Origin of the sequence: Thalassobaculum litoreum DSM 18839 (assembly GCF_900102465.1) — a bacterium.
GTDB classification, from domain to species: Bacteria; Pseudomonadota; Alphaproteobacteria; order Thalassobaculales; family Thalassobaculaceae; genus Thalassobaculum; species Thalassobaculum litoreum.
The window spans coordinates 87,104-111,009 of the sequence record NZ_FNBW01000005.1 but is presented as its reverse complement, the minus strand read 5'-3'; the positions used below and the strand labels follow the sequence as shown (position 1 = coordinate 111,009).

At 67.0% G+C, this 23,906-nt stretch carries 22 protein-coding genes; 11 read left to right on the top strand and 11 right to left on the bottom strand.

Features of this window, described 5'->3' with window-relative positions; genetic code table 11:
• Window positions 1-4: 4 nt before the first annotated feature.
• The 8 genes from BLS34_RS09360 to BLS34_RS09325 form a co-directional block, all read right to left on the bottom strand.
• Entirely contained in the window at window positions 5-1,060 is a 1,056-nt protein-coding gene (locus BLS34_RS09360) for a CheB methylesterase domain-containing protein (protein ID WP_139189188.1), read from the bottom strand.
• A complete protein-coding gene (locus tag BLS34_RS09355) occupies window positions 1,057-1,872 on the bottom strand; it encodes a CheR family methyltransferase (RefSeq protein ID WP_028792772.1) in 816 nt (271 codons plus the stop codon). The genes BLS34_RS09360 and BLS34_RS09355 overlap by 4 nt, the downstream gene beginning before the upstream one ends.
• Before the next feature lie 10 nt (window positions 1,873-1,882).
• Window positions 1,883-3,586, bottom strand: coding sequence for a methyl-accepting chemotaxis protein (locus BLS34_RS09350; RefSeq protein ID WP_093149832.1), 1,704 nt, complete (start codon window positions 3,584-3,586; stop codon window positions 1,883-1,885).
• Between the two features lie 148 nt (window positions 3,587-3,734).
• Window positions 3,735-4,328, bottom strand: a complete 594-nt coding sequence (locus BLS34_RS09345; RefSeq protein WP_093149830.1) for a LysE family translocator — start codon at window positions 4,326-4,328, stop codon at window positions 3,735-3,737.
• A 74-nt stretch (window positions 4,329-4,402) separates the two neighbouring features.
• Complete coding sequence (locus BLS34_RS09340) at window positions 4,403-5,179, bottom strand: SDR family NAD(P)-dependent oxidoreductase (protein WP_028792774.1); 777 nt, start codon at window positions 5,177-5,179, stop codon at window positions 4,403-4,405.
• Window positions 5,180-5,182: 3 nt separating this feature from the next.
• A complete protein-coding gene (locus BLS34_RS09335) occupies window positions 5,183-7,186 on the bottom strand; it encodes a hydantoinase B/oxoprolinase family protein (protein ID WP_093149829.1) in 2,004 nt (667 codons plus the stop codon).
• A gap of 3 nt (window positions 7,187-7,189) precedes the next feature.
• Complete coding sequence (locus tag BLS34_RS09330) at window positions 7,190-9,232, bottom strand: hydantoinase/oxoprolinase family protein (protein ID WP_093149826.1); 2,043 nt, start codon at window positions 9,230-9,232, stop codon at window positions 7,190-7,192.
• 20 nt (window positions 9,233-9,252) lie between these two features.
• Window positions 9,253-10,023 (bottom strand): IclR family transcriptional regulator, encoded by a 771-nt coding sequence (locus tag BLS34_RS09325; protein ID WP_028792777.1) that lies wholly within the window; start codon window positions 10,021-10,023, stop codon window positions 9,253-9,255.
• A 130-nt stretch (window positions 10,024-10,153) separates the two neighbouring features.
• On the opposite strand from BLS34_RS09325, the gene BLS34_RS09320 reads away from it, so the two are divergent.
• From BLS34_RS09320 to BLS34_RS09290, 7 genes are all read left to right on the top strand, one after another.
• A complete protein-coding gene (locus tag BLS34_RS09320; RefSeq protein WP_093149823.1) occupies window positions 10,154-10,918 on the top strand; it encodes an SDR family NAD(P)-dependent oxidoreductase in 765 nt (254 codons plus the stop codon).
• A gap of 205 nt (window positions 10,919-11,123) precedes the next feature.
• Entirely contained in the window at window positions 11,124-12,722 is a 1,599-nt protein-coding gene (locus tag BLS34_RS09315) for an ABC transporter substrate-binding protein (RefSeq protein WP_093149821.1), read from the top strand.
• Window positions 12,723-12,809: 87 nt separating this feature from the next.
• Window positions 12,810-13,814, top strand: coding sequence for an ABC transporter permease (locus BLS34_RS09310; RefSeq protein WP_028792780.1), 1,005 nt, complete (start codon window positions 12,810-12,812; stop codon window positions 13,812-13,814).
• A 7-nt stretch (window positions 13,815-13,821) separates the two neighbouring features.
• Window positions 13,822-14,685, top strand: coding sequence for an ABC transporter permease (locus tag BLS34_RS09305; RefSeq protein ID WP_028792781.1), 864 nt, complete (start codon window positions 13,822-13,824; stop codon window positions 14,683-14,685).
• Window positions 14,675-15,721 carry an ABC transporter ATP-binding protein gene (locus BLS34_RS09300; protein ID WP_093149820.1) on the top strand — a complete coding sequence of 349 codons (1,047 nt, stop codon included), beginning with the start codon at window positions 14,675-14,677 and terminating at the stop codon, window positions 15,719-15,721. Before BLS34_RS09305 ends, BLS34_RS09300 begins: the two co-directional genes overlap by 11 nt.
• The gene (locus BLS34_RS09295) at window positions 15,718-16,728 is read left to right on the top strand and encodes an ABC transporter ATP-binding protein (RefSeq protein ID WP_093149818.1); all 1,011 of its coding nucleotides are present in this window, start codon (window positions 15,718-15,720) and stop codon (window positions 16,726-16,728) included. Before BLS34_RS09300 ends, BLS34_RS09295 begins: the two co-directional genes overlap by 4 nt.
• Window positions 16,725-17,489 carry an SDR family NAD(P)-dependent oxidoreductase gene (locus BLS34_RS09290; protein WP_093149816.1) on the top strand — a complete coding sequence of 255 codons (765 nt, stop codon included), beginning with the start codon at window positions 16,725-16,727 and terminating at the stop codon, window positions 17,487-17,489. Before BLS34_RS09295 ends, BLS34_RS09290 begins: the two co-directional genes overlap by 4 nt.
• A gap of 18 nt (window positions 17,490-17,507) precedes the next feature.
• On the opposite strand, the gene BLS34_RS09285 is transcribed toward BLS34_RS09290, so the two are convergent.
• The gene (locus BLS34_RS09285) at window positions 17,508-18,425 is read right to left on the bottom strand and encodes a polysaccharide deacetylase family protein (protein ID WP_093149814.1); all 918 of its coding nucleotides are present in this window, start codon (window positions 18,423-18,425) and stop codon (window positions 17,508-17,510) included.
• 246 nt (window positions 18,426-18,671) lie between these two features.
• Here BLS34_RS09285 and BLS34_RS09280 point away from each other — a divergent pair, with 246 nt between their 5' ends.
• Both BLS34_RS09280 and BLS34_RS09275 read left to right on the top strand, forming a co-directional pair.
• The gene (locus tag BLS34_RS09280; protein ID WP_093149812.1) at window positions 18,672-19,520 is read left to right on the top strand and encodes an amidohydrolase family protein; all 849 of its coding nucleotides are present in this window, start codon (window positions 18,672-18,674) and stop codon (window positions 19,518-19,520) included.
• 82 nt (window positions 19,521-19,602) lie between these two features.
• Window positions 19,603-20,568, top strand: a complete 966-nt coding sequence (locus BLS34_RS09275; protein WP_093149810.1) for an N-carbamoyl-D-amino-acid hydrolase — start codon at window positions 19,603-19,605, stop codon at window positions 20,566-20,568.
• 3 nt (window positions 20,569-20,571) lie between these two features.
• Here BLS34_RS09275 and BLS34_RS09270 read toward each other — a convergent pair whose 3' ends face one another.
• A complete protein-coding gene (locus tag BLS34_RS09270) occupies window positions 20,572-21,231 on the bottom strand; it encodes a glutathione S-transferase family protein (RefSeq protein WP_093149809.1) in 660 nt (219 codons plus the stop codon).
• 92 nt (window positions 21,232-21,323) lie between these two features.
• Between BLS34_RS09270 and BLS34_RS09265 the strand changes: the two genes are divergently transcribed.
• Complete coding sequence (locus BLS34_RS09265) at window positions 21,324-21,812, top strand: winged helix-turn-helix transcriptional regulator (RefSeq protein WP_093149807.1); 489 nt, start codon at window positions 21,324-21,326, stop codon at window positions 21,810-21,812.
• A gap of 3 nt (window positions 21,813-21,815) precedes the next feature.
• Here BLS34_RS09265 and BLS34_RS09260 read toward each other — a convergent pair whose 3' ends face one another.
• Entirely contained in the window at window positions 21,816-22,526 is a 711-nt protein-coding gene (locus tag BLS34_RS09260; protein ID WP_051243570.1) for a GntR family transcriptional regulator, read from the bottom strand.
• Between the two features lie 209 nt (window positions 22,527-22,735).
• Here BLS34_RS09260 and BLS34_RS09255 point away from each other — a divergent pair, with 209 nt between their 5' ends.
• Window positions 22,736-23,800: a DMT family transporter gene (locus BLS34_RS09255; RefSeq protein WP_093149805.1), complete on the top strand. Its 1,065-nt coding sequence runs from the start codon at window positions 22,736-22,738 to the stop codon at window positions 23,798-23,800.
• Window positions 23,801-23,906 lie beyond the last annotated feature (106 nt).

Here is a 23,906-nt window from a genome sequence, read left to right as displayed (position 1 = left end):
CCGCTTATCGGAAAGACATCACCAGGCCGGAGACGAAATCCGCCACCTTGCCCAGGGGCAGCACCGTGTCGGCGCCGCCATTCTCGAACGCCGCCTTGGGCATGCCGTAGACGATGGAGGTCGCCTCGTCCTGGGCCACGGTGCGGGCGCCGGCCTCACGCATGGCCAGCAGCCCGTCGGCCCCGTCCCGGCCCATGCCGGTCAGCACCACGCCGATCGCCCGCTTGCCGAGTTGCTCTGCGGCGGAATTCATCAGCACGTCCACCGCCGGACAGTGGCCACCGAAGCGGTCTGTCTCACCCGAGCGGGTCCAGATCCCTTTCGCATCCTTGCGCAGCCGGAGCTGGCGGCCGCCCGGCGCCACCACCGCGAGCCCCATGCGCAGCGGCAGGTCGTCCTGGGCCAGGGACACGTCCAGCGGCGAGGAGCGGTCGAGCCGGGCGGCGAAATCGCCGACATAGGCCTCCGGCATGTGCTGGACGATGACGATGGGCGGGCTGGTGCGCGGGGTCTTGGACAGGATCGCCAGCAGCGCGTCCGTGCCGCCGGTCGACGCGCCGATGCAGATGACGACGCCGAGATAGGGCGCGCCCGGCGCCACCGGTCGCGGCACCGCCGGAGCGCGGGTGGGGGCCGTGGCGGTGGCGGAGGCGGGGTCGGCCGCGGGAACCTGCGCCGCTTCGGCCCGGCGTAGAAGGTCGGCGATCTTCGGCGCCGCCGAGGCGAGCTGGGCGCGGATGTCGAGGTCCGCCACCTTCACCGAGAAGGTGCCCGGCGTGCCGAGGGCCAGCAGGGCCGGAGCTCCGCCCTCGCCCACGGTGACGAACACAATCGGGCGGCCGGCACCGATGGCGGCGGCCACCGCCGGCTTGAGGGTGCGGGCGTCGGCGTCGGTCCCGACGATCAGCACCGCGTCGGTCGCGGTCATCCGGTCCGGTGTCGCCCGGGTCGGGGTAACCGCGGTCACCTCGCCCAGTGTCTTCAGATCGTTCAGGGATTCCGATACCGCCTTGCGCAGCAGCGGGTCGGCCGCTACCACCACAACCCGCAGACTGCTCACGACCCGGCCCTCTTGCGAAAGATCGCCGGACGCTGCTGGTCGAGATATTTCCGCGCGAACTCGGCGTCGTCCGTGTGGCCGATGAACAGATAGCCGCCCGGCGCCAGCAGATGGGTCAGCGACTGGACCAGCCGCTCACGGGTCGGAGCGTCGAAATAGATCATCACGTTGCGGCAGAAGATAACGTGGAAGCCGCCGCGCAGAGCGCTCATCGACCCGACCAGATTGAGCCACCGGAACATGACGTCGTCGCGCACCGCCCTGATCACCCGTAAGCTGTCCTCGCCCGCCGGCTCCAGGAAGGAATCGCGCCAGGCCTGGGGGATGTGACGGAAGGTCTCCGACCGGTACACGCCCTCAGCACCCCTTTGCAGCGAGCGCTTGGCAATGTCGGTGGCCAGCACTCCGGCATCCATATCCTGGTAGTGCGCGCCGTAGAAGGTGCGCATCGCCATGGCGATGGAATAGGCCTCCTCGCCGGCCGCGGCTGCCGCGCTCCAGATCCGCAGGTCGCGCGACCGCTGGCGGCGCAGCCGCTCGGTGATCTCCGGCAGGGCGACCGAGGACAGGAACTCGAAATGCGCCGGCTCGCGGTAGAAATAGCTGTGGTTGGTGGAGAGCTGTTCGACGATGTCGATGAACAGGTCGCCGTTGCTCTCCGCCTCGGCGGCCTGCAGCAGCGCCTCCAGGTCCCGATGGCCGGTCCGGTCCATCAGGGTGCGCAGGCGCGACTGCAGAAAGCTCTCCGCATTGTCGGGCAGAACGATCCCGAACCGCGAATGGGCGAGCCGGCGGAAACTCTGAAGCTCCACTGTCGAAGCCTCAATACTTCCCGAAATTGCCGGACGTGATGGCGTCGTCGGTGTCCCGGTCGTCCTCCGCCTCGTCCTCCGCCACCTTGGCCGGCGCCTTCGACTTCTTGCGGGGCGGATGGGCGTCATCGGCGTTGCCGCCGCCGGCGGTGTCGAGCTTGAACTGGGCCATCGACTTCTGCAGATCGGTGCCCTGACCGGCGATGGACGCCGAGGTGGCGGCCATCTGCTGGGCGGCGGCGGCGTTCTGCTGGACCACCGAGTTCAGGCGGTGAATGGCGACATTGATCTCGTCAGCCCCGACCGACTGCTCGTCGCTGGCGGCGCTGATGCCCTGGACCAGGTCCTTCACCCGGGTGATCTCCGGCAGCAGGTCGCTCAGCAGACGGTTGGTGTTCTCCGCCGCCTCGCGGCCGTCGGCCGAGGCGTCCTGGATCTCGCTGGCCGCCTGCTTGGAGATTTCCGCCAGGCGCGACACTTCCGAGGCGACCACGGCGAAACCGCGGCCATGCTCGCCGGCGCGCGCCGCCTCGACCGAGGCGTTCAGGGCCAGCAGCTCGATCTTCCGGGTGATCTCCTCCACAACCAGGATCTTGGCGGAGATGTCCTTCATCGCCGCCGCGGTCTGGGTCATGGCGTCGGCGCAGCGCCCGGCCTCCTGCGCCATCCGCTCAGAAACCTTCTCGGTCTCCTCGGAGTTCTTCGCGTTCTGACGGATACCGGCGGTCATTTCCTCCATCGCCGCGGAGGTCTCCTGGATGCTGGAGGCCTGGTCGTTCACCCCGTCGGAGACCTGGCGCGCGGTCTGGCGCAACTCGTTGCTGCCGGTGGTGATGCCGTTCCCCACGGAGCTGATCGTTCCGAGGATGCCGATCAGGTTCTCCTGCATGTGCGCCAGCGCGGTCAGCACCCTGCCGATCTCGTCCTTGGCGTTGACCTTGCTGATCGGCACGGTCATGTCACCCATGGCGAAGCGGTCGACGGTGGCGACCGCGTTGGCCAGGCGGCTGCGAATGCGCATGGCCAGGGTGATGCCGACGAGCAGCGAGATGGCGCCGATGATCACGGCGGCGATGATCAGATGCTGGATCACCGTGTATTCGGCGGCCTGGATCTCGGCGACCGAGTCTTCGGTCAGTTTGTTGACCTTGTGGACGAAGTCGTCGATCGAGACCATCAGCTGGATCTGAAGCTTCTCGATTTCCTCCATCTTCGAGCCCAGGGTCGACAGGCGCGGAATGCGGGCGCCGGCGGCCTTGACCAGAGCCCGGTACTGGGTGATCACGCGGCCGGCGATCGTCGTGACCTGATCGCGCAGCTGGCGGATTTCCCGCAGGTTGCCCTTAAGATCCTGATAGAGCGCCTCGCGCTCATCCGGGATCTCCATGGCGGCGTCGATCACCGCTTCGATCGTGTTCAGCTCGGCCGCGACCTGTGCCGAGTATTCCTCGTATTTGGCGATGTAGCCTTCGCCGAGATCGCTGCGCCCCTGGCCGGAAACGGAGATCGCCACATGCAGCGCCAACTCCTGCTGGAGCTGGGCTTCAACCACCTTGAAGGCGCTCTGGGAGATCGGGGTTTCGGTCGTCGCGATATGGTCGACCTGCTTTGCCACCTGGGACAATGACAGGACCGTGTAACCGGCGAACGCGAACAGCGCCGCCGTCATGAACACCACAAGCGCGATGAGCTTTGTGGAAATATTGCTCAGCATCTGTCATCCCCCGATCGACCGGCCAGGCCCGATTCCATGGCCCTATTCTGACCGTTGGCTGGAAAAGCGCAATTAGTGTTTTGAATCCGAGGCTTGGCGAGGGCCACCCGCGTCTCGCCGCGGCGCGGCCGCCTGACGGACAGGCGAATCACCGCGCGGCGGGCAGGGCGGCCAGCACGACGACGATCACCATCGACAGCGCCATCAGCTTGTTGATGACCGACTGGGTGCGCGGCGACAGGTCGAGCCGCTTGAGCGACACCCCGGCCCACAGCCAGGTCAGGTGCACCGGGATCCAGATCACGTTGATGATCGCGAACTTGATCGCGATCTCCAGCGTCGGGTTCTCGGCCATGAAGTGAAAGCCGGAGAACAGGGTCGTGTTCACCGCGTAGGATTTCGGATTGATGAGCTGAAGCCCGATGCCGCCGGGGATGCCCGGCGCGCTCTTGCGCTCGATGAAGGCGACCCGCGATCCGGCCCAACCGATGCGGAAGGCGAGATACAGCAGATAGGCGAGCGAGGCGTAGAGCAGGGTCGGGCCGATGATCGGATGGGCCAGGACCACGGCCGCGATCCCGGTCACCACCAGGAGCGCCGCCAGATTGGTGCCGATGAACAGGCCGACCAGAAACCGGATGCCCGATCCCGCGCCGAAGCCGGCGCCGATGCCGGCGGTCGTCAGCACCCCGATCCCAGGCGTGATGATCAGGAAGAACAGGGCGACGGCGAAGGTGAGCATGGGCGGGTCCGCGGGCGGGCAGGACGATCAGCCTAGCACGGCAGCCGCGGCCGACAGCACCCCAGACGGGCGGATCACATCCCCCCGCTCACCCGCAGGGTCTGGCCGGTCACCCACTCGGCATGGTCGGAGGCGAAGAACAGCACGGCGTTGGCGATGTCCTTCGGCGTGCCGATCCGGCCCATGGGGATGCGCTTGACCATGGCGGTCTGCCCCTCCTCCCCGTAGGACTCCCACTGCCGGACATAATCGGGGCTGGTCGGCATGAAGCCCGGGGCGACCGAGTTCACGGTGATGCCGAACGGGCCGAGTTCGGCGGAGAGCTGCCGTACGAAGCCGACCTGGGCGCTCTTCGCCGTGCCGTAGCTGTGGATGCCGGTCAGGCTGACATTGAACGCCGCCCCGCTGGAGATCACCACGATGCGGCCGGTGCCGGCCTGCTTCATGCCGGGCGCCACCGCCTTGGCCAGGTGGAAGGCGCCGTCCAGATTGACCGCCTGGATCGCCCGCCAATCCTCCAGAGTCACCTCCTCGATCGGGCGCTTCGACTGGCCCTTCACGCCGCCGGCCACATGCACCGCCACGTCCACTGCGCCCGACGCACTCTCCGCCTCTGCCGCCTCGACCGCCGCCTTCACCGCGTCGAAATCGGTGACGTCGACCACGTGGGGGTGGATGGTCCCCCCACGTTCGGGCGACGCCGTCCTGCGGGTCTCCTGCAGACCGTCGGCGAGAATGTCCCAGGCATGCACCGTCGCTCCGAGCGCGGCGAAGGCATGGGCGATGCCCTGGCCGATGCCGCGCACGGCGCCGGTGACGACGACGGTCCTGCCCTCGAAGCCGATCTCCATGGCTCAGGCCGCCAGGGCGGCGCGGAGCTGCGGGAAGCGCTCCACCACCCCGTCGAAGGCTGCGCGCACGTCGGAGCCGTCGCCGGCCAGCGTTACCGGATCCAACGCGTCGATCGCCTCGAAGACCCGATGCTTCACGAAAAACCGCCAATGCACCGGCGTGGCCGCCAGCAGCTCGGTCAGGGCGTCGTAATTCGCCCGGGTCCAGATCTTCTCGTAGGCGAGCCGGTTGGCCCCGTAATCGAAGAACCCCTCCTGCTTCGGCCGTTCGCGGGCCAGGTCGGCGCGCAGCCGGGCCGTCGCCGCCTCGTCCACCCCGCCCGGCGTCAGCACCACGCCGTAGCTTTGCTCCGCCGCCTTGGTCGACACGAAGCCGCGCCGCACGTCCCACAGCACGGCCGCCGGATCGCGCTCCAGCGGATCGCCCCAGCCGCCGGAGCCGCCGGACGCGATATGCACCACGTCCCCCGGGCCGATGGTCAGGATGTCCACATTGCCCAGGTTCTCCTCGCGGTTGCTCCCCGGGTTCAGCACGAACTTGGAATGGCTGCCCGCCTTGCCGCCGAGGATTCCCCAGGAGGAGAACCGGGTGCGGTCGCGGTTGCGGGCGGTGACGCGGGTGTTCGGCGCGTGCGCCTGGAAGATCATCTCCAGCGCGTTGCCGCCGCGATACTTGCCGGCCCCGCCGGAATCCTGACACAGGCCGTAGCGCAGGATCTTGAACGGCACCTCGGCCTCGTTGATCTCCACCGGCGTGTTCTTCAGGAACGAGGCGTTGGCGCCCGAGCCTTCCGTGCCGTCGCCGCGCGGACTGCCGCCGGCCCCGCCGGAGATCGCGCCGATCGCCGCCATGACGCGCCGGCCGGTGCGGTTGTCGATGGTGTTCACGTTCATGATCGGTCCGCCCGAGGCCGGGCTCGACGGCAGACGATCCGGCGCCGCCTGGGCGAAGGCGCCGAAGATCACGCCTTGCAGACGCTGCACCGACAGGGTGCGCAGGCCGACCGCGGCCGGGAAGACCGGGTTCACGATGGTGCCCTCGGGCAGGATCGACTCCGCCACCCGGCAGACGCCGGAATTCAGGAACAGGGTCGGGTCGAGCGAGTAAAGGATGTAGACGAAGCCGACCATCAGCAGCGCATGACGGGGCTGGCCGCCCGTCGGCATGTTGACCGAGGACTCGATCTGCGGGTCGCTGCCGGTGAAGTCGAGCACGCAGGTCTCGCCGCGGATCTTCAGGGTGAGCGCGATGCGGCAGGGGAAGCCGCCCGCGGCATCCTCGTCCAGGTAGTCGTCGAAGAAATAATCCCCGTCCGGCAGGGTCGCCATGATCGAGCGGGCCTGCTGTTCGGCATAGTCCAGCAGCCCGGCGACGCCGGCTTTGAAGGTCTCAACGCCGAACTTGGCGATCATCTCGTGGACCCGGCGCTCGCCGGTGTTCATGGCGGCGATCTGGGCCTTCAGGTCGCCCCAGTTCTGCTCCGGCATGCGGACATTGGCGAGCATCACGTCGATGAGCTCGTGGTTGAACGCCCCCTTCTTCACCACCTTGGCCGGCGGGATGCGGATGCCTTCCTGATGCACTTCGGACAGGGTGCGCGAGATGCTGGCCGGGACGGCGCCGCCGACATCGGTGTTGTGGATATGGCCGACCACGAAGCAGACGATCTCGCCCTCGTGGAACACCGGCTTCCAGATATGCATGTCCGGCGAGTGGGTGCAGACGTGACCGCTATAGGGGTCGTTCGTCATGCAGATGTCGCCCTCGTCGTAATGGTCGATCATCCGGATGACGGTGCCGTAGTTCAGGCCGACGAACCATGTGGCGCCCAACTCGACCGGCGTGGCGAAGGTCTCACCCTCCGGCGTGGTAAGGCCGGTGGTGAAGTCCTCGGTCTCCTTCACGAAGGTCGAGTGCGCCGTGCGGTAGAGGGTGAAGGCCATGCTCTCGGCGGCGGCCCGGCAGTGATTCTTCAGGATCTCCAGCGTGACTTTGTCGATCGCCATGGCTCAGCCCTCCCGGCTCAGGATCAGGTTACCGCTCGGGTCCACCGTCGCGGTGAAGCCGCCGAGCACACAGGTGGTGCAGTCGTCCTGGGTCACGATGGCGGGCCCCGGGAAACTCTGGCCGGCGTAGAGATCGCCGCGCGCATATACCGCGGCCGTGTGGGTGGCACCGTCGTAGAAGACCGGCACCGAGGCGGTCGCCACCGGCGCCGCGTCGGAGGTCTCGACCGGGGCGAATTTCGGCTTCGGCGGGGTACCCACGACGACCAGGCGCAGGTTGATGATCTGCACCGGCGCGTCGGCGTCGGCATGCTCGTAGATCCGCTCGTGGGCCGCATGGAAGGCGCCCGCCATGGCATTCAGGTCGCCGCTGTCGATCCACTCCGCGTCCAGCGGCGTCTCGATCTCGTAGGACTGGCCGCGGTAGCGCATGTCGGCCGAGTGCAACAGCGTCACCGCGCCCTCATAGCCGTGCTCGTCGCGGATCCAGGCAATGGCGGCCTCGCGCAGGTCGGCATAGACGGCGCGCATCTCCTCCAGCGAGCCGGTCTCCAGGTCGAGATACACGGTGCGGATGAAGTCGTTCTTGATGTCGGCGATCAGGCCGCCGAAGGCGCTCAGCACGCCCGGCACCCGGGGGATGACGACCTCGCGCATCCCCAGTTCGCGGGCGAGGAAGCAGGCCATCATCGGGCCGGCCCCGCCGAAGGCGATCAGCGACAGCTCGCGCGGATCGATGCCGTGGCGCGACACCAGCTTCGACACCTCCAGATACATGCCGGAGGTGGCGACCCGGATCACCGCTTCCGCCGTGTCCTGCACGCTCTTACCGATCTTCTCGGCGACCGTGGCCATGGCCGTTTCCGACAGGTCGGTGCGCATCGACACCGCGCTGTAGCCGAGCGCCGCCTGGCCGAGGAAACCGCAGACCACGAAGGCGTCGGTGATCGCCGGCCGCTCGCCGCCCCGGTCGTAGCAGGCCGGGCCCGGGGTGGAGCCGGCACTCTCCGGGCCGACCTTCAGCACCCCATGCGGATCGACCCAGGCGATGGAGCCGCCGCCCTCGCCGATCGAGGTGACCGAGACGGTCGGGATGTAGATCGGGAACTCGCCGATCACCTCGCCGATGCCGTATTGCGGGGTGCCGTCGCGGATGATCGCCACGTCGGCGCTGGTGCCGCCGATATCCAGGCTCATCGCCGCCCTGGCCCCGGTCTCCATGGCGACGCTGGCCGCGCCGATCACGCCGGACGCGGTGCCGGACAGCAGCATCTGGGCGCATTCCTGCTTACCGATCTCCGCCGTCATCACCCCGCCGTTGGACTTGGTGATCATCGGTTCCGCCGGCACGCCGGCCGAGGCCAGCGCCTTCTGGAGCGAGTCCAGGTAATGGGCGACCCGGCCCTGGACATAGCCGGCGACCACGGCGGTCACCGTGCGCTCGTATTCGCGGATCACCGGCCAGACCTCGCTGGCGCAGGTCACGGTCAGCTCCGGCGCCTTAGCCTTGATGATCTCGGCAACCCGCTGTTCATGCGTCGGGTTGCGGTAGGCGTGCAGCAGGGCGACCACCACGCCCTCGCCGCCGACGGCCCTCACCCCTTCGATGGCGGCGTCGACGCTCGCCTCGTCCAGCGGTGTGTCGACCGACCCGTCGAACAGCATGCGTTCGTCGATGGAGAACACCCGGTCGCGGGTCACCAGCGGCTCCGGGCGGCCGGAAAACAGGTCGTAGGGGTCCGGCATCTTGAGGCGCGCGACCTCCAGCACGTCCTCGAAGCCACGGGTGGTGAACAGGCACAGGGTGATGCCCCGGCGCTGGATCACCGTGTTCACGCCGACGGTGGTGCCATGGGTGAAGTAGGTGACCTGCTGCGGCGTCACACCGTAGCGCTCGGCGAGGCCGGTGATGCCGGCGATCACTTCCTGACCGGGGGTCTGCGGCGTGGAGAAGACCTTGAGCGTGTGCAGCGCACCGCTGTCCTCGTCGAAGGCGCAGAAATCAGTGAACGTTCCGCCGATATCGACGCCGACGCGATAACCCATGCCCGTCTTCCCCTTCAGACCTACTGGTGGACCGCAGCGCCGGAACGCTGCGGGATACGCGTGTCGAGTTGCTCGGCCACGGTGGCGACCGCGCGCTGCAGGGCCGCCACCAGCGTGGTGCGCCGGCGGCGGTAGCGCACCGGAACGGTGCCGATGTTGAGCGCCCCCAGAACGGTGCCGCCCTGCCCCAGGATCGGGGCCGCGAGGCCGACGGCGCCGAGGAACCGCTCCTCCTGGTTCAGCGCCCAGCCGCGCTGCCGGTTCTCCGCCAGCCTGGCGCGGAACGCCTGCGGGTCGGTGATGGTGCGGTCGGTCAGCGGCTCGAACGGGCAGCGCGCGATATAGGCGTCGATCGCCTCCTGGCTCTGAAACGCCAGCATGGCCTGCCCGAGCGCGGTGCAATAGGCGGGAATGACGGATATACGGCTCTGGTCGTAGCGCACAGTCAGCGGCGACAGCCGGTTGGCCACCACCCGGACATCGCCCTCCAGCGTCGGCACGCCGAGCACGACGGTCTCCTCCAGCCGGTCGACCAAGTCGCGCATCACCGGCTCGGCAATGCGGATCAGGCGCATGGTATGGCCGCCGATGAAGCAGCCGCCGCCCTCCTCGTCGCTCTGCCAGACCGGGTCCAGCACATAGCGGTCGCCGTCGCGCACCAGATAGCCGCGACCCTCCAGTGTGCGCAGCAGCATGAGCGCGCTACTTTTCGGAATGCCGAGCTGGCCCGCGATATCGCGCAACGCGAGAGGGGCGCGGAACATGGCGAAGACTTCGAGGATGTCGAGCACCCTCTCCGCAGATTTTACGACTGTATTCATATATGTGAACACGCTTCAGATGTGTGAATGAATTGTTGACCCGCCATGCGAGCGCCGTCAACATTCATCAAAAGGCGGTAAGCCAGGGAAACCGGGGGACATGAAAGTCGTGAACGACTCACAACCACGGGTGGCGATCGTCACCGGAGGCGCGAAAGGCATTGGCCGGGGCTGTGCCCTCGAGCTGGCCGCCTGCGGCATGGACATCGCCCTGGTCGATCTGCTCGACGACGAACTGGCCCGCACCAAAAGTGAGATCGAGGCGCTCGGCCGCCGCTGCCTGACTTTCCACGCCGATGTGGCCAATTTCGCAGCCGCACAAAAAATCGGCGCCGACATCGCCAACCAATGGGGCCGCATCGACGTCCTGTTCAACAACGCCGGCAAGGCGAACCCGAAGGGACTGCTGGACATCTCCGAGGAGGAGTTCGACCGGACGATCGAAATCAACCTGAAGAGCTGCTTCAACTGGTGCCGCGCCGTGGTCCCGACCATGCAGGCCCAGGGGGCCGGCCGCATCATCAACATGTCGTCGATCAACGCCCATTCCGGCGGCGTCACCAGCGCGGTCAGCAAATTCTCCTATGCCGCGGCCAAGGCCGGCATCCTCGGCCTCACCCGCTCGCTGGCCAAGGAACTGGGGCCGCAGATCACCGTCAACGCGCTCTGCCCCGGCCTGATCAAGACCGAGACGCCGAACGCGGTGATCCGCGCCCGCGAGGAGGAGCTGGTCACCGGCATCGTGCTGAACCGCTGCGGCACCCCGCAGGACATCGCCCAGGTGGTGAAGTTCCTGGCGACCTCGGAGCCGATGTTCATCACCGGCCAGGATTTCATCATCGACGGTTTCCAATGGAAGCTCTGAGCGACCGATTTCCCCCGCCGCGTGCGGTAGCCTGGCGAACGCCGGTTGCGGTATTGCGCGGGCGCGAAATCCGGCGCCAGACTCCCTGGAAGCTTCTGTCACCGCATCCCGCCACGGTGCCCGCCACAAGTGCGCCGGACGACAGCGCCGCCAACCCGGCCTTCCGGGCAAGGGGGCGTACCCTTGAACAGAGGAGGTGATTGAAATGTCCACCATGAGATACGGCCCGTCGGCCGCTCTGCGCAGCCTGCGCCGGGCGGCGGTCATCGGCCTGACCGGTCTGGCCCTCGCCACCGCGTCCTCGGCCCTGCCGAGCGTCGCCGAAGCGAAGAACACGTTCATCTTCGCCAATTCCAGCGCCTACGACACCATGGACCCCCATGCGGTCTTCGATGTCGGCCGCGTGGCCTACCGCATCAACCTGTATGACGGGCTGATGCGCTGGGAGGACAATCCGCCGGAACTGAAGCTCTGGCTCGCCGAGAGCTACGACATCTCCGACGACGGCCTGAAGTACTCCTTCAAGCTGCGCGAGGGCGCGAAGTTCCACGACGGCAGCGAGATCGAGGCGTCCGACGTCGTCTACTCGATTGAGCGGATCCTGGCCCTGAAGAAGGGGGCGTCGGCGCTGTTTCAGGACAGCATCGCTCCCGGGTCCACCAAGGCCGTCGACAAGCACACGGTCGAGTTCAACCTGAACGCCCCCTCGGCGATCTTCATGGCCACCGTGCCGGAGATCCATGTCGTGAACGCCGACCTTGTGAAGGCGAACGAGAAGGACGGCGACTGGGGTTCGGCCTGGCTGTCGAGCAACGACGCCGGGTCCGGCTCCTTCGTGCTGAAGCGCTTCGATCCGGCCAAGGGCTTCCAGGCGGACCGGTTCCCCGACCATTTCATGGGCTGGGGCGAGAAGTATCTCGACGCCATCGAGTTCCGCACGGTGGTTGAGATCAACAGCCGCGTGCTCGGCCTGATGAAGGGCGATTTCCACGGTTCCGACGGCTACATGCCGCAGGACCAGATCATCCGCCTCAAGGAAGCCGAGAACATCGAGGTGATGGAAGCGGAGTCGATGCGCATCTTCTACGGTGCCATCCACAACGGCCGGCCGCCGATGAACGACATCAACTTCCGCAAGGCGCTGGCCCATTCCTTCGACTATGACGGCTTCATCAACGACATCCTCAGCGGTTCCGTCGCCCGCAATCCGGCACCGCTGCCGAACAACATCTGGGGCGCGCCGCAGGATCTCGAGGGCTACACCTACGACATCGACAAGGCGAAGGAATACCTGGCCAAGGTGAAGGAGCCGCTGCGCAAGATCACCATCGGCGCGCTCGCCGGTTACGGCCAGACCGAGCAGGCGGCCGCCCTGATGCAGAACGGCCTGGCCAAGGCCGGTATCGAAAGCGAGATCGTCTCCGAGCCGTGGCCGGTGGTGTCGGGCAAGATGCGCGACGAGCAGCAGATGTACGACATGCTGTTCCTGTGGAAGAGCACCTACTACGCCGATCCGAACAACTGGGTGGGCGAGATGTATGACGGCGCCAAGATCGGTACCCGCAACAACAGCTGGTACCAGAACCCGGAGGTCGACAAGCTCCTGCACGAGGCGCAGACGACCACCGATCAGGCGGTGCGCGAGGCGAACTACTCCAAGGCGGCCACCATCGTGGCGAACGATGCCGCCGGCGTGTTCATCTACAACACCAAGTGGTTCGGCCCGATCAACAAGAAGGCCACCGGCTTCCGCTTCTGCCCGATCGGCAACGGTCAGGAGATGCGCTGGGTGCACTTCAAGTAACCCCCGACAGTCGACGGGCGCCGGCCGCACAGCGCTGCGGACGGCCGGCGCCCGCCCGTCACGCCTTCTGGGTCCACGGATACGCCGGTGAAACTTCTCGTCCTCATCCTGAACCGACTGTTCTGGTTCGTGCCGACGGTGCTCGGGCTGATCGTGATCACCTTCACCATCAGCCATATCATCCCCGCCGACCCGGTCGCCTTCGTCGCCGGCGACAACGCGACCGCCGAACAGATCGAGGAACTGCGCCGGCAACTCGGCCTCGACCAGCCGATGCACATCCAGCTCTGGCGGTACATCGTCGCCGTTCTGGAGGGCGATTTCGGCGTCAGCCTCTACACCCTGCGCCCGATCTCCGAAGACCTGGCCTCCCGCCTGCCCGCCACCCTTGAGCTGACCTTCGTGTCGGTCTTCGTCTCCGCCCTGATCGGCATTCCGCTCGGTGTGGTCTCCGCCCTGAAGCGGAACTCCCTGCTCGATCATGTGCTGCGGATCATCACCGTCTCCGGCCTCGCCATCGCCAGCTTCTGGCTCGCCATCCTGTTTCAGCTCCTGTTCGCCATGGAGCTCGGCTGGACGCCGTTGCAGGGCCGCGTCGCCGGCTGGGGGCCGGACGTGATCACCGGTTTCTTCCTGATCGACTCGCTCATCATGGGGGACCTGGAGACCTTCTGGGACGTGGTCAGCCACATGATCCTGCCGGTCATGACCCTGGCCTTCCCGGCACTGGCCACCATCGTGCGCTTCACCCGCGCCGGCGTGCTGGAGGCGATCAACTCGAACTACGTGATGTACGAGGAGGCCATGGGCATGCCGCGCCGCGTCATCGTGTGGAAATACGTGCTGCGCAACGCGCTGATCGGCACGGTGACCCAGATCGGTCTGATCTTCGGCATCCTGATCGCCGGCGCGGTGGTGGTGGAGGCGGTGTTCGACTGGCCCGGCCTCGGCTCCTATGCGGTGCAGTCGATCCTGCAGTCCGACTACAACGCGATCATGGGCTTCACCGTCGTCTCCGGCGTGATCTTCATCGTCGTGAACCTGACCGTGGATGTCGTCCACGGCTTCATCGATCCCCGCGAAAGCCGGTAGGCGCCCGATGGAAACCCTCTCCTTCGTGTTCCGCAAGCTGGTGGAGGACCGCGTCGCCCTGATCGGCGCGGTGATCATCCTGCTGCTGATCCTGACGGCGGTCTTCGCGCCGATCCTCGCCACCCATCCCGAGGACGTCTTCGAGTTCCATCCCTCGGAGCGCCTGCAGGGACCGGGCGCCGACCACTTCTTCGGCACCGACCGGATGGGGAGCGACATCTACAGCCGCATCCTGTTCGGCGCCCGGATCACCATCTCCATCGCGGTCATCGCCATCGGTGCCTCGGTGCTGATCGGGGTGCCGATCGGCCTGTTGGCCGGCTATTACCACTCCTGGGTCAGCGACGCGTTGATGCGGGTCTCCGACATCTTCCTTGCGGTGCCGCAGATCGTGCTGGCAATCGCCATCGCCCAGACCCTGGGGCCGTCGATCGAGAACGTGATCCTGGCGCTGTCGGTGACCTATTGGCCGTTCTGGGCGCGGCTGGTCTATGCCGAGACCCGCTCGGTACAGAAGGAAGTGTTCATCGAGGCCAGCATCGCGCTGGGCGCGTCGCCGTTCCGGGTGATGGTGCTGCACATCCTGCCGAACATCATGTCCTCGATCATCGTGCGCACGACCATCGGCATGGGCGGCACGATCCTGACCGCCGCCGCCCTGGGCTTCCTCGGCCTCGGCGCCCCGGCCCCGTCGCCGGAATGGGGCCGGATGATCTCGGAATCCCGCGAGTTCCTGCCGGATGCCTGGTGGTACGCCACCGCGCCGGGCATCGCGATCTTCCTCGTGGTGATGGGGTTCAACCTGCTCGGCGACGGGCTGCGCGACATCCTCGACCCCCGTATCCGACGGAGCAGCCGCCATGACAAGTGACCTGCTGCGGGTGCGCGACCTGAAGGTCAGCTTCGCCACCGACGGCGGGACGGCCCAGGTGCTCGACCATGTGAACCTGACCATCGGCCGCGGCCAGATCGTCGGGCTGGTCGGCGAAAGCGGTTGTGGAAAGACCACGCTCGCCCGCTCGATCCTCGGCGTGCTGCCGAAGAACTCGGCCCGGCTGGAGGCCGGCACCATCGAGTTCGACGGCGTCGACCTGCTGAGGGTCGACCCGAACCGGCTGGCCGCCACCGTGCGCGGCCGGCGGATCTCGTTCATCCCGCAGGATCCGTTCAGCTCGTTCAATCCGGTCTTCACCATCGGCGCCCAGATCATGGACCTGATGAAATGGAAGTCCCCGGAGCTGGACGACGCCGATGCCGGCCGTTCCGGTTGGCTGCCGCGCCTGCACGGATCGCGGCGCTACAAGGCGGACCGGGAGCGGGTGCTCGACCTGCTGCGCCAGGTGCAGCTTCCCGACCCCGAGGGCGTTCTGAAAAAGTACCCGCACGAGGTGAGCGGCGGCCAGCGCCAGCGGCTGATGATCGCCATGGCGCTGCTGCCGGAGCCGAAGCTGATCATCGCCGACGAGCCGACCACCGCGCTCGACGTGACCATCCAGGCGCAGATCCTGAAGCTGCTGCGCGATCTGGCGACCGACCACGGCATCTCGGTGCTGTTCACCACCCACGACCTGGGCACGGCGTGGGAGATCTGCGACAGCATCACCGTGATGTATGCCGGCCAGGAGATGGAGGCCGCCTCCAGCGAGGGCTTCTTCAAGCGACCGAGCCATCCCTACACCAACCGCCTGCTGAAGAGCCTGCCCAGCCGAGGGGGGAGTCTCAGCGGCATCCCCGGCAGCATCCCGGCGCTGGTCGATCCGCCGACCGGTTGCCGCTTCAACCCGCGCTGCGAGTTCGCCACCGATATCTGCCGGCAGACCCGGCCCGAGGTCACGTCGGCCGGACCCGGACACGACGTGCGCTGCTACCATCCGGTCGCCGAGGAAAAGAGGCACGCACTGGCATGAACGTGGACGCACCCGCCCCGACCCGGCGCACCCAGGTCAACGAGCGCACGATCCTCGACGCCCGCGGCCTGACGAAGCATTTCCCGATCCGCAACGCCTTCGGTTGGCAGACCGGCGTGCTGCGTGCGCTGGACGACGTGTCCTTCACCGTCGACAAGGGCGAGATCCTCGGCATCGTCGGCGAGAGCGGCTGCGGCAAGTCCACACTCGGCAAGACCATCATGGGCATCCACCAACCCACCGACGGCAGCCTGATCTTCGAGGGCAACGACATCGCCGGCGCAGCACCGAGTGCCGCGCGCGAGCGGCGCCGGCACCTGCAGTATTCCTATCAGGACCCGGGCGCCTCGCTCGATCCGCGCTGGAAGATCCGCCGCTCCCTGCACGAGCCCCTGGTGATCCATCACAGCGGCTTGAACTACGACGAACGCGAGGAGCGGGTGCGTGCCATCCTCCAGGCGGTCGGTCTGCCTGTCGGCCATCTGGATTTGTATCCGCACGAGATCAGCGGCGGCCAGCAGCGGCGCGTCGGCCTGGCCCGCATCCTGACCCTGCAGCCGAGCCTGGTGGTGCTGGACGAGCCGACCTCCGGCCTCGACGTGTCGGTGCAGGCGACGATCCTCAACCTGCTGATGGATCTGCGCAAACAGTTCGACCTGACCTACCTGTTCATCTCCCACGACCTGTCGGTGGTGCGGATGATCTGCAATCGGATCGCGGTGATGTATCTCGGCAAGGTGGTCGAGTTCGGCGAGACCGAAGCGGTGTTCGAGACGCCGTGCCACCCCTATACCCGCTCGCTGCTGTCGGCGATCCCGACCATCGGCGGCGCGCGGGTGATCGACACCTTCTCGCTGGAGGGCGAGCCGCCGAACCCGGGCAACCTGCCGTCCGGCTGCCGGTTCCGCAACCGCTGCCCCATGGCCCAGCAGACCTGCGCGGAGGTCGAGCCGGAACTGCGCGCCGACTGGCCCGGCCAGGAAGCCGCCTGCCACTTCGCGCAATGAGCAGCGATCTGCCGGACACGGTGATCGTTACCGGTGCGGCCTCCGGCATCGGCCACGCCATCGCCCGTCACCTGCTCGCCCAGGGCGTGACCGTCGCCGGCATCGACATCGATGCCGACGGACTCTCCGAAACGCGGGAAGCATTGGGCGATCGCTTTCACCCCTTCGCCGGCGATCTGTGCGATCCGGAGATCCCCGAGCGGCTGGTTGGGGCTGCCTGGGACGCGGTCGGCCCGGTCGCGGGGCTGGTGAACGCCGCCGGGATCTACCCCGTCACCCCGCTGTTCGACATGGCCGTGGCGGAATGGGACGCTGTGCTGAACCTGAACCTGCGGGCCCCGTTCCTGATGGTGCAGGCCCTGGGCCGACGCATGGCGGCGGCCGGAATCGGCGGAGCGGTGGTCAATATCGGCTCCAGCGCCTCGACCCTGGCGCGCCCCGGTATCGCCCATTACGGGTCGTCCAAGGCCGGCTTCTCCCAGCTCACCCGCAATCTGGCGATCGAACTGGCGCCGCATGGCATCCGGGTCAACGCGGTCGCCCCCGGCCTGATCGGCACCGACAGGGTGATGGAGCATGCCCAGGGCGTCGGGCGGGCCGAACACGCGGCCAAGGTCGCGCGCATTCCGCTCGGCCGCGAGGGCCGGCCGGAGGAGCTGGTCGACCTCGTCGCCTATCTGCTGTCCGAGCGGGCGAGCTACGTGACCGGCAGCATTCTGTTCGTCGACGGCGGCCTCACCCTGGGCATTCCCAGCTACTGAGACCGCCGTCGGAACAACCTAAAGCCCGGCGCTGTCCTTGCAGTACTGCGCCACCTCGGCATGGGTGGCGATCCACACCCCGTCATGGCCCTGGATATATTCGATCAGCCTTTCGAGCAGGGCGATGCGCGAGCGGTGGCCGATCATGTGCGGGTGCATGGTCAGCAGGAACAGCCCGCCCTCGGCATAGGCGCCGTCGAACTCGGCCTTGAAGACCTCCAGCACGCCGGATGGCGGGGTGTAGGGCCGCAGGGCGGAGAACCGGTCCATGTTGAAATAGACCGCGTCGTCGCGGATCCACTCCACCGGCAACTCGACCATGCCGGTCGGCTTGCCCTCCTCCAGCAGCTCGTAGGGCTCGTCATCGGCCATCAGGGAACTGTCGTAGAGCAGGCCCATCTCGCGGGCGATCGCCAGGGTGTGGTCGGAGAAATCCCAGGAGGCGGTGCGCACGCCGACCGGCCGCTTGCCGCTGATCTTCTCCAGCACGTCGGCGGCGCGCATCATCAGGTCGCGCTCGTCGGCCGGCGGCAGCTGGCTGTTCAGTTCGTGGATCCAGCCGTGGATGCCGATCTCGTGACCTTCGTCCACCAGACCGCGCTGTTCGTCCGGGTGGATCTTGGCGACCACGGCGGGCACGAAGAACGAGGCCTTCACGTCGTACTTGGCCAACAGCTTGCGGATGCGCGGGATCGCCACCCGGCCGCCGTATTGACCCTGGGAAAGCTTGCCCGGCGAGGTATGACCCCAGCGCAGGGTGCTGGTCTCGTGGTCGCTGTCGAAGGAGATGGCGACGGCGCATTTCGCCCCGCCCTTCCAGCTCTCCGGCTTCAGGCTGCGCCCGGCGCGGACCTTGTCGACGATCGCCTGCCAGCGTTCGTCCGGCCACTGCCAGGGCTCGAGTTCCTTGGTGTCGGGCTTAGCCGTCGGCGACATCGCTGTCTCCCCTATTGAAGCGGAATCACGCGGGCGAAAATCACCCGCCCGGCTATCCCAGCAGTATCGGGAGGATCGTGACGACTTGTCCAGCGCGGGGGCCAGTGCGGTGCGGAATTTTACTCCTGCGATCAGCGCCTTAAACCCGACTGGCGCCTGCATTTCACTTCCGGCCTGCGTCGTCCTACGGTTGATGCCGCCAACAGGCGCCAAGGCGCCGACAAGAACCACGAGGGAGGCGATGCGATGACGCTCCGGGCGGTCGACTGCCACATGCATATTTTCGGCGATCAGACGGCGTATCCGTTCGCGGAGCCGCGCAGCTACACGGTGCCGCCCGCCGGAGTCGATGCCTACTGGAAGGCGGTGGCCGGTACCGACATAGCTCGGGTGGTGGTGGTTCAGCCCAGCGCCTACGCCACCGACAACCGCTGCACCCTGGATGCGCTCGACGCTTTCGGGGACGCGGCGCGCGGCGTGGCGGTGCTCGATCCGGACAGCATCGGCGATACGGAACTCGCCGCCCTGCATGCCCGTCGGGTGCGCGGGGTTCGGGTGAACCTGCGCTCGGTGCGGGCGGCGGCGGCCCCGGTCGACGCCGTCCTGCCCAAGCTCGACCGGCTGCTCTGCGGCAGCGACTGGCACATTCAGGTGTTCTGCGATCCCGGCGTTCTGGCCGATCTCGTCGCGATCCAGCCGAAACTCCGCGTGCCGCTGGTGCTCGACCATTTCGGCGCGATCGACCCGCTCGGCCCCGACCGGCACGTGGCCGACATGCGCCGGCTGGTGGAGGGCGGGGCCTGGGTGAAACTGTCGGGCTCCTACCGGATCTCCACCGGCCCCGACGGCGCGGGCGTGGCCGACCTCGCCCGCACGATCCGCGACATGGCACCGGACCATATGGTCTGGGCGAGCGACTGGCCGCACACGCCCAAGCATTCCGGCGCCACGACGAACCGCGACACGGTGCTGCAATACCAGTCGCTCGACACCGCCGGGCTCTATCACGCGGTGGCCGATTGGTTCCCCGACGCGGACGTCCGCCAGCAGATCCTGCAGGACAACCCCGCCCGGCTCTACGGCTGGTCGACTTGATGGGACGCGGTTCGCATCTTCCCTTCGCACCTGCAACATTCCATCATTCCGGATCGCCGCTCCTGACCCGGGATGACCGCCCATGCGCCCCCTCACCGTCGCCGCCGCCCAGCTCGGTCCCATCGCCCTGGAGACGTCGCGCAGCGCGACCGTGAGCAGGCTCGTCGGCCTGATGGAGGCGGCCAAGGCCCGGGGGGCGGACCTGATCGTCTATCCCGAGTTGGCGCTGACCACCTTCTTCCCGCGCTGGTATTTCGAGGACGAGGCCGAGCTCGACCGGTTCTACGAGCGCGAGATGCCCGGGCCGGAGACCAGGCCCCTGTTCGATGCCGCCCGCGATCTCGGGATCGGCTTCCATCTCGGCTATGCGGAACTGACGGCCGACGGCACCCGGTTCAACACCGCCATCCTGGTGGACCGGTCCGGGTCCATCGTCGGCAAGTACCGCAAGATCCACCTGCCCGGCCATGGCGAGCACGAGCCCTGGCGGGCGTTCCAGCATCTGGAGAAGCGCTATTTCGCGGCGGGCAATCTGGGGTTCCGTGTGTTCGACGCCTTCGGCGGGCGCATCGGCATGGCGATCTGCAACGACCGCCGCTGGTCGGAGACCTACCGGGTGCTCGGCCTGCAGGGCGCGGAGATGGTGCTGATCGGCTACAACACGCCGATCCACAACCCGCCCGCCCCCGAGCACGACCGGCTGTCCTGGCACCACAACGAGCTGGTGATGCAGGCCGGCGCGTATCAGAACGCCACCTTCGTGGTCGGCGTCGCCAAGGCCGGGGTGGAGGAAGGCGTGCACCAGATGGGCGGCAGCCTGATCGTCGCCCCCACCGGCGAGACCGTCGCCCAGGCGGTGACCGAGGCGGACGAGCTGGTCGTCGCCACCTGCGACCTCGACCTGTGCAGATCCTACCGGGACAGCGTCTTCGCCTTCGAACGACACCGGGAGCCCGGGGCCTATGCCCTGATCATCGGCACCAAGGGACCGGTCGCCCCGGACGAAGCCAGACGGATCGACCCGGCCCTCGCCCGCCCCGACGACTGACGGTCAGTCCCGGTCCGGAGCCCCCAGCGGGAACAGGTTCCGATACGGCCTCGCCTCCTCCACCGCCCGGGCATACGCCGGACGGGCCAGCAGTTTCGCGCGATAGGCCCGCAGCACCGGATAGTTCTCTGAAATCCGGTGGATCCAGTCGGCGTAGAACAGCGACGGCGAGGCGGCACAATCCGCCAGGGTGAAAGTGTCACCGGCCGCCCAAACGCGCCCAGCCAGTTCGTTCTCCAGCCAGGCATACGAGCGCTCCAGCTTCTCCTCCGCCAGCGCCTGGCCGTCGCGGGCCCGGTCCTCCATGCCGGTAAGCGCCCCGTTCACCGCGTGCTGGGCCGCATCCATCACATGCAGGTCGAAGAACCGGTCGAGGAACCGCACCTCCAGCGCCGATGTCGGATCATCCGGCAGGAAGCGCACCGGCCCCGGGTGATGCCGGTCCAGATACTCGATGATGATGCTGGTTTCGGCCACCGTGCGATCGCCGTCGACCAGCACCGGAAACTTCCGGATCGGCCAGAGGTCCAGCCAGTCGGTGGTGTTCTCCGGCTGGTCCGGGCCGACGCCGCGGAACTCGAAGGGCGTGTCGTTCTCGTACAGCGCGAGGAGGACCTTCTGCGTGTAGGACGAGAACCGGTGACCGTAGACGACGAGGGGCATGACTTGCCTTCCCTTGAACCGCTTGTATTTTGCAACTGGATGACCGTAACAATACCAATTGCACTCTGCAAGCGGTTCGAGAAGGAGAGCACGTGGCCCAGGAGAGGCGATCAGGATGCCCGATCAATCTCACGCTCGAACAGCTCGGCGACCGTTGGAGCCTGATCGTCATCCGTGACGTGATGTTCGGGAACCGGCGCAGCTATGGCGACCTGCTCGCGAACAACGAGGAGGGCATCGCCTCCAATATTCTGGCAGATCGCCTGAAGCGGTTGGTGGCATCGGGGCTGATGACCCGCAGCCCCGATCCGAGCCACCGGCAGAAGAGCATCTACAGTCTGACCGAGGCCGGCATCCAGCTTGTTCCCCTTCTCGCCCAGATGTGCGCCTGGGGCCTGGCCCATACCCACCCAAGCCCGCTGCTGTCGGTGCGCGCGACGCTGCTGGTCGCGGGAGGGCCGGACATGTGGGAGGCGCTCATGCAGGAATTGCGGTACCTGCATCTCGGCGCGCCGAGGCCGGAACGCTCGGTGTTCGAGGAGGTTCGGGCTGCGTATGCCGCGGCGGCCAAGGTCTCCTGAGGATCAGGCCGCGCGCGGCACCCGACGGGTGGGACGCCTCACCGGGGCCGGCGTCTCGAAGCGGCGCCAGTTGGCGATCAGGCGCCGACCCGAGCGATAGACATGCTCGCGCGCCAGATACTCGGCCCGCGCACCCTGCCGGTCGGCGATCGCCTCGAAGATCTCGAGATGGTCCGAATACGACTCCGCCAGGGTGTCCAGGTCGTGCCAGCGGAACTTCACCGCCTGAAGCTGCGGGATCGAACGCGACTTGCCGATCAGCTCGCGCAGGTGACGGTTCTCCGCGGCCTCGAAGATCGCCTCGTGAAACGCCTCGTTCAGCCGGGACCAGGCGTCGCGGACCTCCTCGCTCCATTCCTGGGCGTCGCACAACGCCTGGGTCTCCGACAGTACCTTGTGCAACATGCCGCGATGATGGTCGGACAGCCCGCGCTCGGCCACGGTCCGGGCCGCAAGCCCCTCCAGAACCGAGCGGGCGGCGTAGACGTCCTCCACATCCTGAACTGTATACCGCCGCACCACGTAGCCGCTGTTGGGTACGTAATCCAGCAGGCCCTCGGCCGCCAGCACGCCCAGGGCGCCGCGCACCGGCGTCCGCGACACGCCGAGCGCATTGGAGATGTCGACCTCGTTCATCCGCGCGCCGGGCTTGTAGGTCCCGTCGAGCACGCCGTCCCGCAGGGTGCGGGCGACGGATTGTCCGCGTGTTGCCATTGACTGTCTCATCCCCAACCATGGGCCGTCCGCTACCGGCGGCCCCATTTTTCCTACTTACCCGTGGCGGCGGTTCCGGTGGAAACCCGTCCATGCCCCACGCACCGGTTCTTGTGCCGGTACCCAACTTTATATCACTCCCGATCCGCGTTAGGTAGCGTTCACACTCATTCCGTCAAGGCGTATTGCATCCAATATCCATCGGGTGCATGGATAGGGAACTTGGCCGCAGGTCCGGCCCACTCGCCAGAAAGCCCGATTACGTGTCAAGCGACCCCCAGGCGAACACGCCGCTGGACCCCAGTTCGTCCTCCCGTTTCTTTCATTTTTTCAATGTCTTCAGAACCAGTATCGAGCGTATTTCCGCCCCCGGAAGAACCGCATTCGCTGCCCTGACCCCCAATGCGCGCGGCGCGGTCTGGGTGATCGTCGCCGGGTTCTTCTTCACGCTCATGACGGCGCTGATCAAGGAGATCGGTGATACAATCCCCGTGGTGCAGATCCTGATGTTCCGTCAGATCACCATGACCTGCACCGTCCTGCCGGTGTTGATCTCCGGATATCCGGGCATTCTGAAGACCAACCATGTGACGCTGCATCTCGCGCGGGTGTGCATGGCGGTGATCGCCATGACCTGCGGCTTCACCGCCTTCGTCCACCTGCCGCTGGCGGAGGCGACGGCGCTCAGCTTCGCCAAGAGCCTGTTCGTCACCCTGCTCGCCCTGGTCTTCCTGCATGAGGTCGCCGGCCCGCGACGCTGGTTTGCGGTCCTGCTCGGCTTCGTCGGCGTGCTGGTGATGGTCAAGCCGGACGCCAACGGCTTCAACATGTATTCCCTGCTCGCCGTGGCCGGTGCGGCGGCCGCCGCCACGGTCATGGTCATCATCCGCAAGGTGTCGCAGTACGACAGGCCGGTCACGATCCTGAGCTACCAGGCGATCATGGTCGGCATCATCATGATCGTGCCGACGGCGTATTACTGGGTAACGCCGACCCTGAAGGAATGGGGGATCATGTTCGCCATCGGCCTGCTGTCGGTGGTCGGCCAGCTCTGCAACATCCAGGGCTTCAAGGAGGGCGAAGCCTCCGCCGTGGCGCCAATGGACTATTCCCGGCTGGTCTTCGCCACGATCATCGGCTTTGTCATCTTCCTGGAACTTCCCGATGTTACGACGCTGGTGGGCGCGGCCCTGATCTGCGCCACCTCGTTCTACACCGTGCGGGCCGAACAGCGGGCCGCGCGGATCCGGCGGGCGGCGGCCGACAAGGAGTAGCCTCTCCCACAAAAAGCGGGATGCGGGACACAAAATTCTGCTAATTTTCCGAATTGTATCCAATTGGAGCCGAGTCTACGGTTTCCTCTGACAGGGACCACCGGCC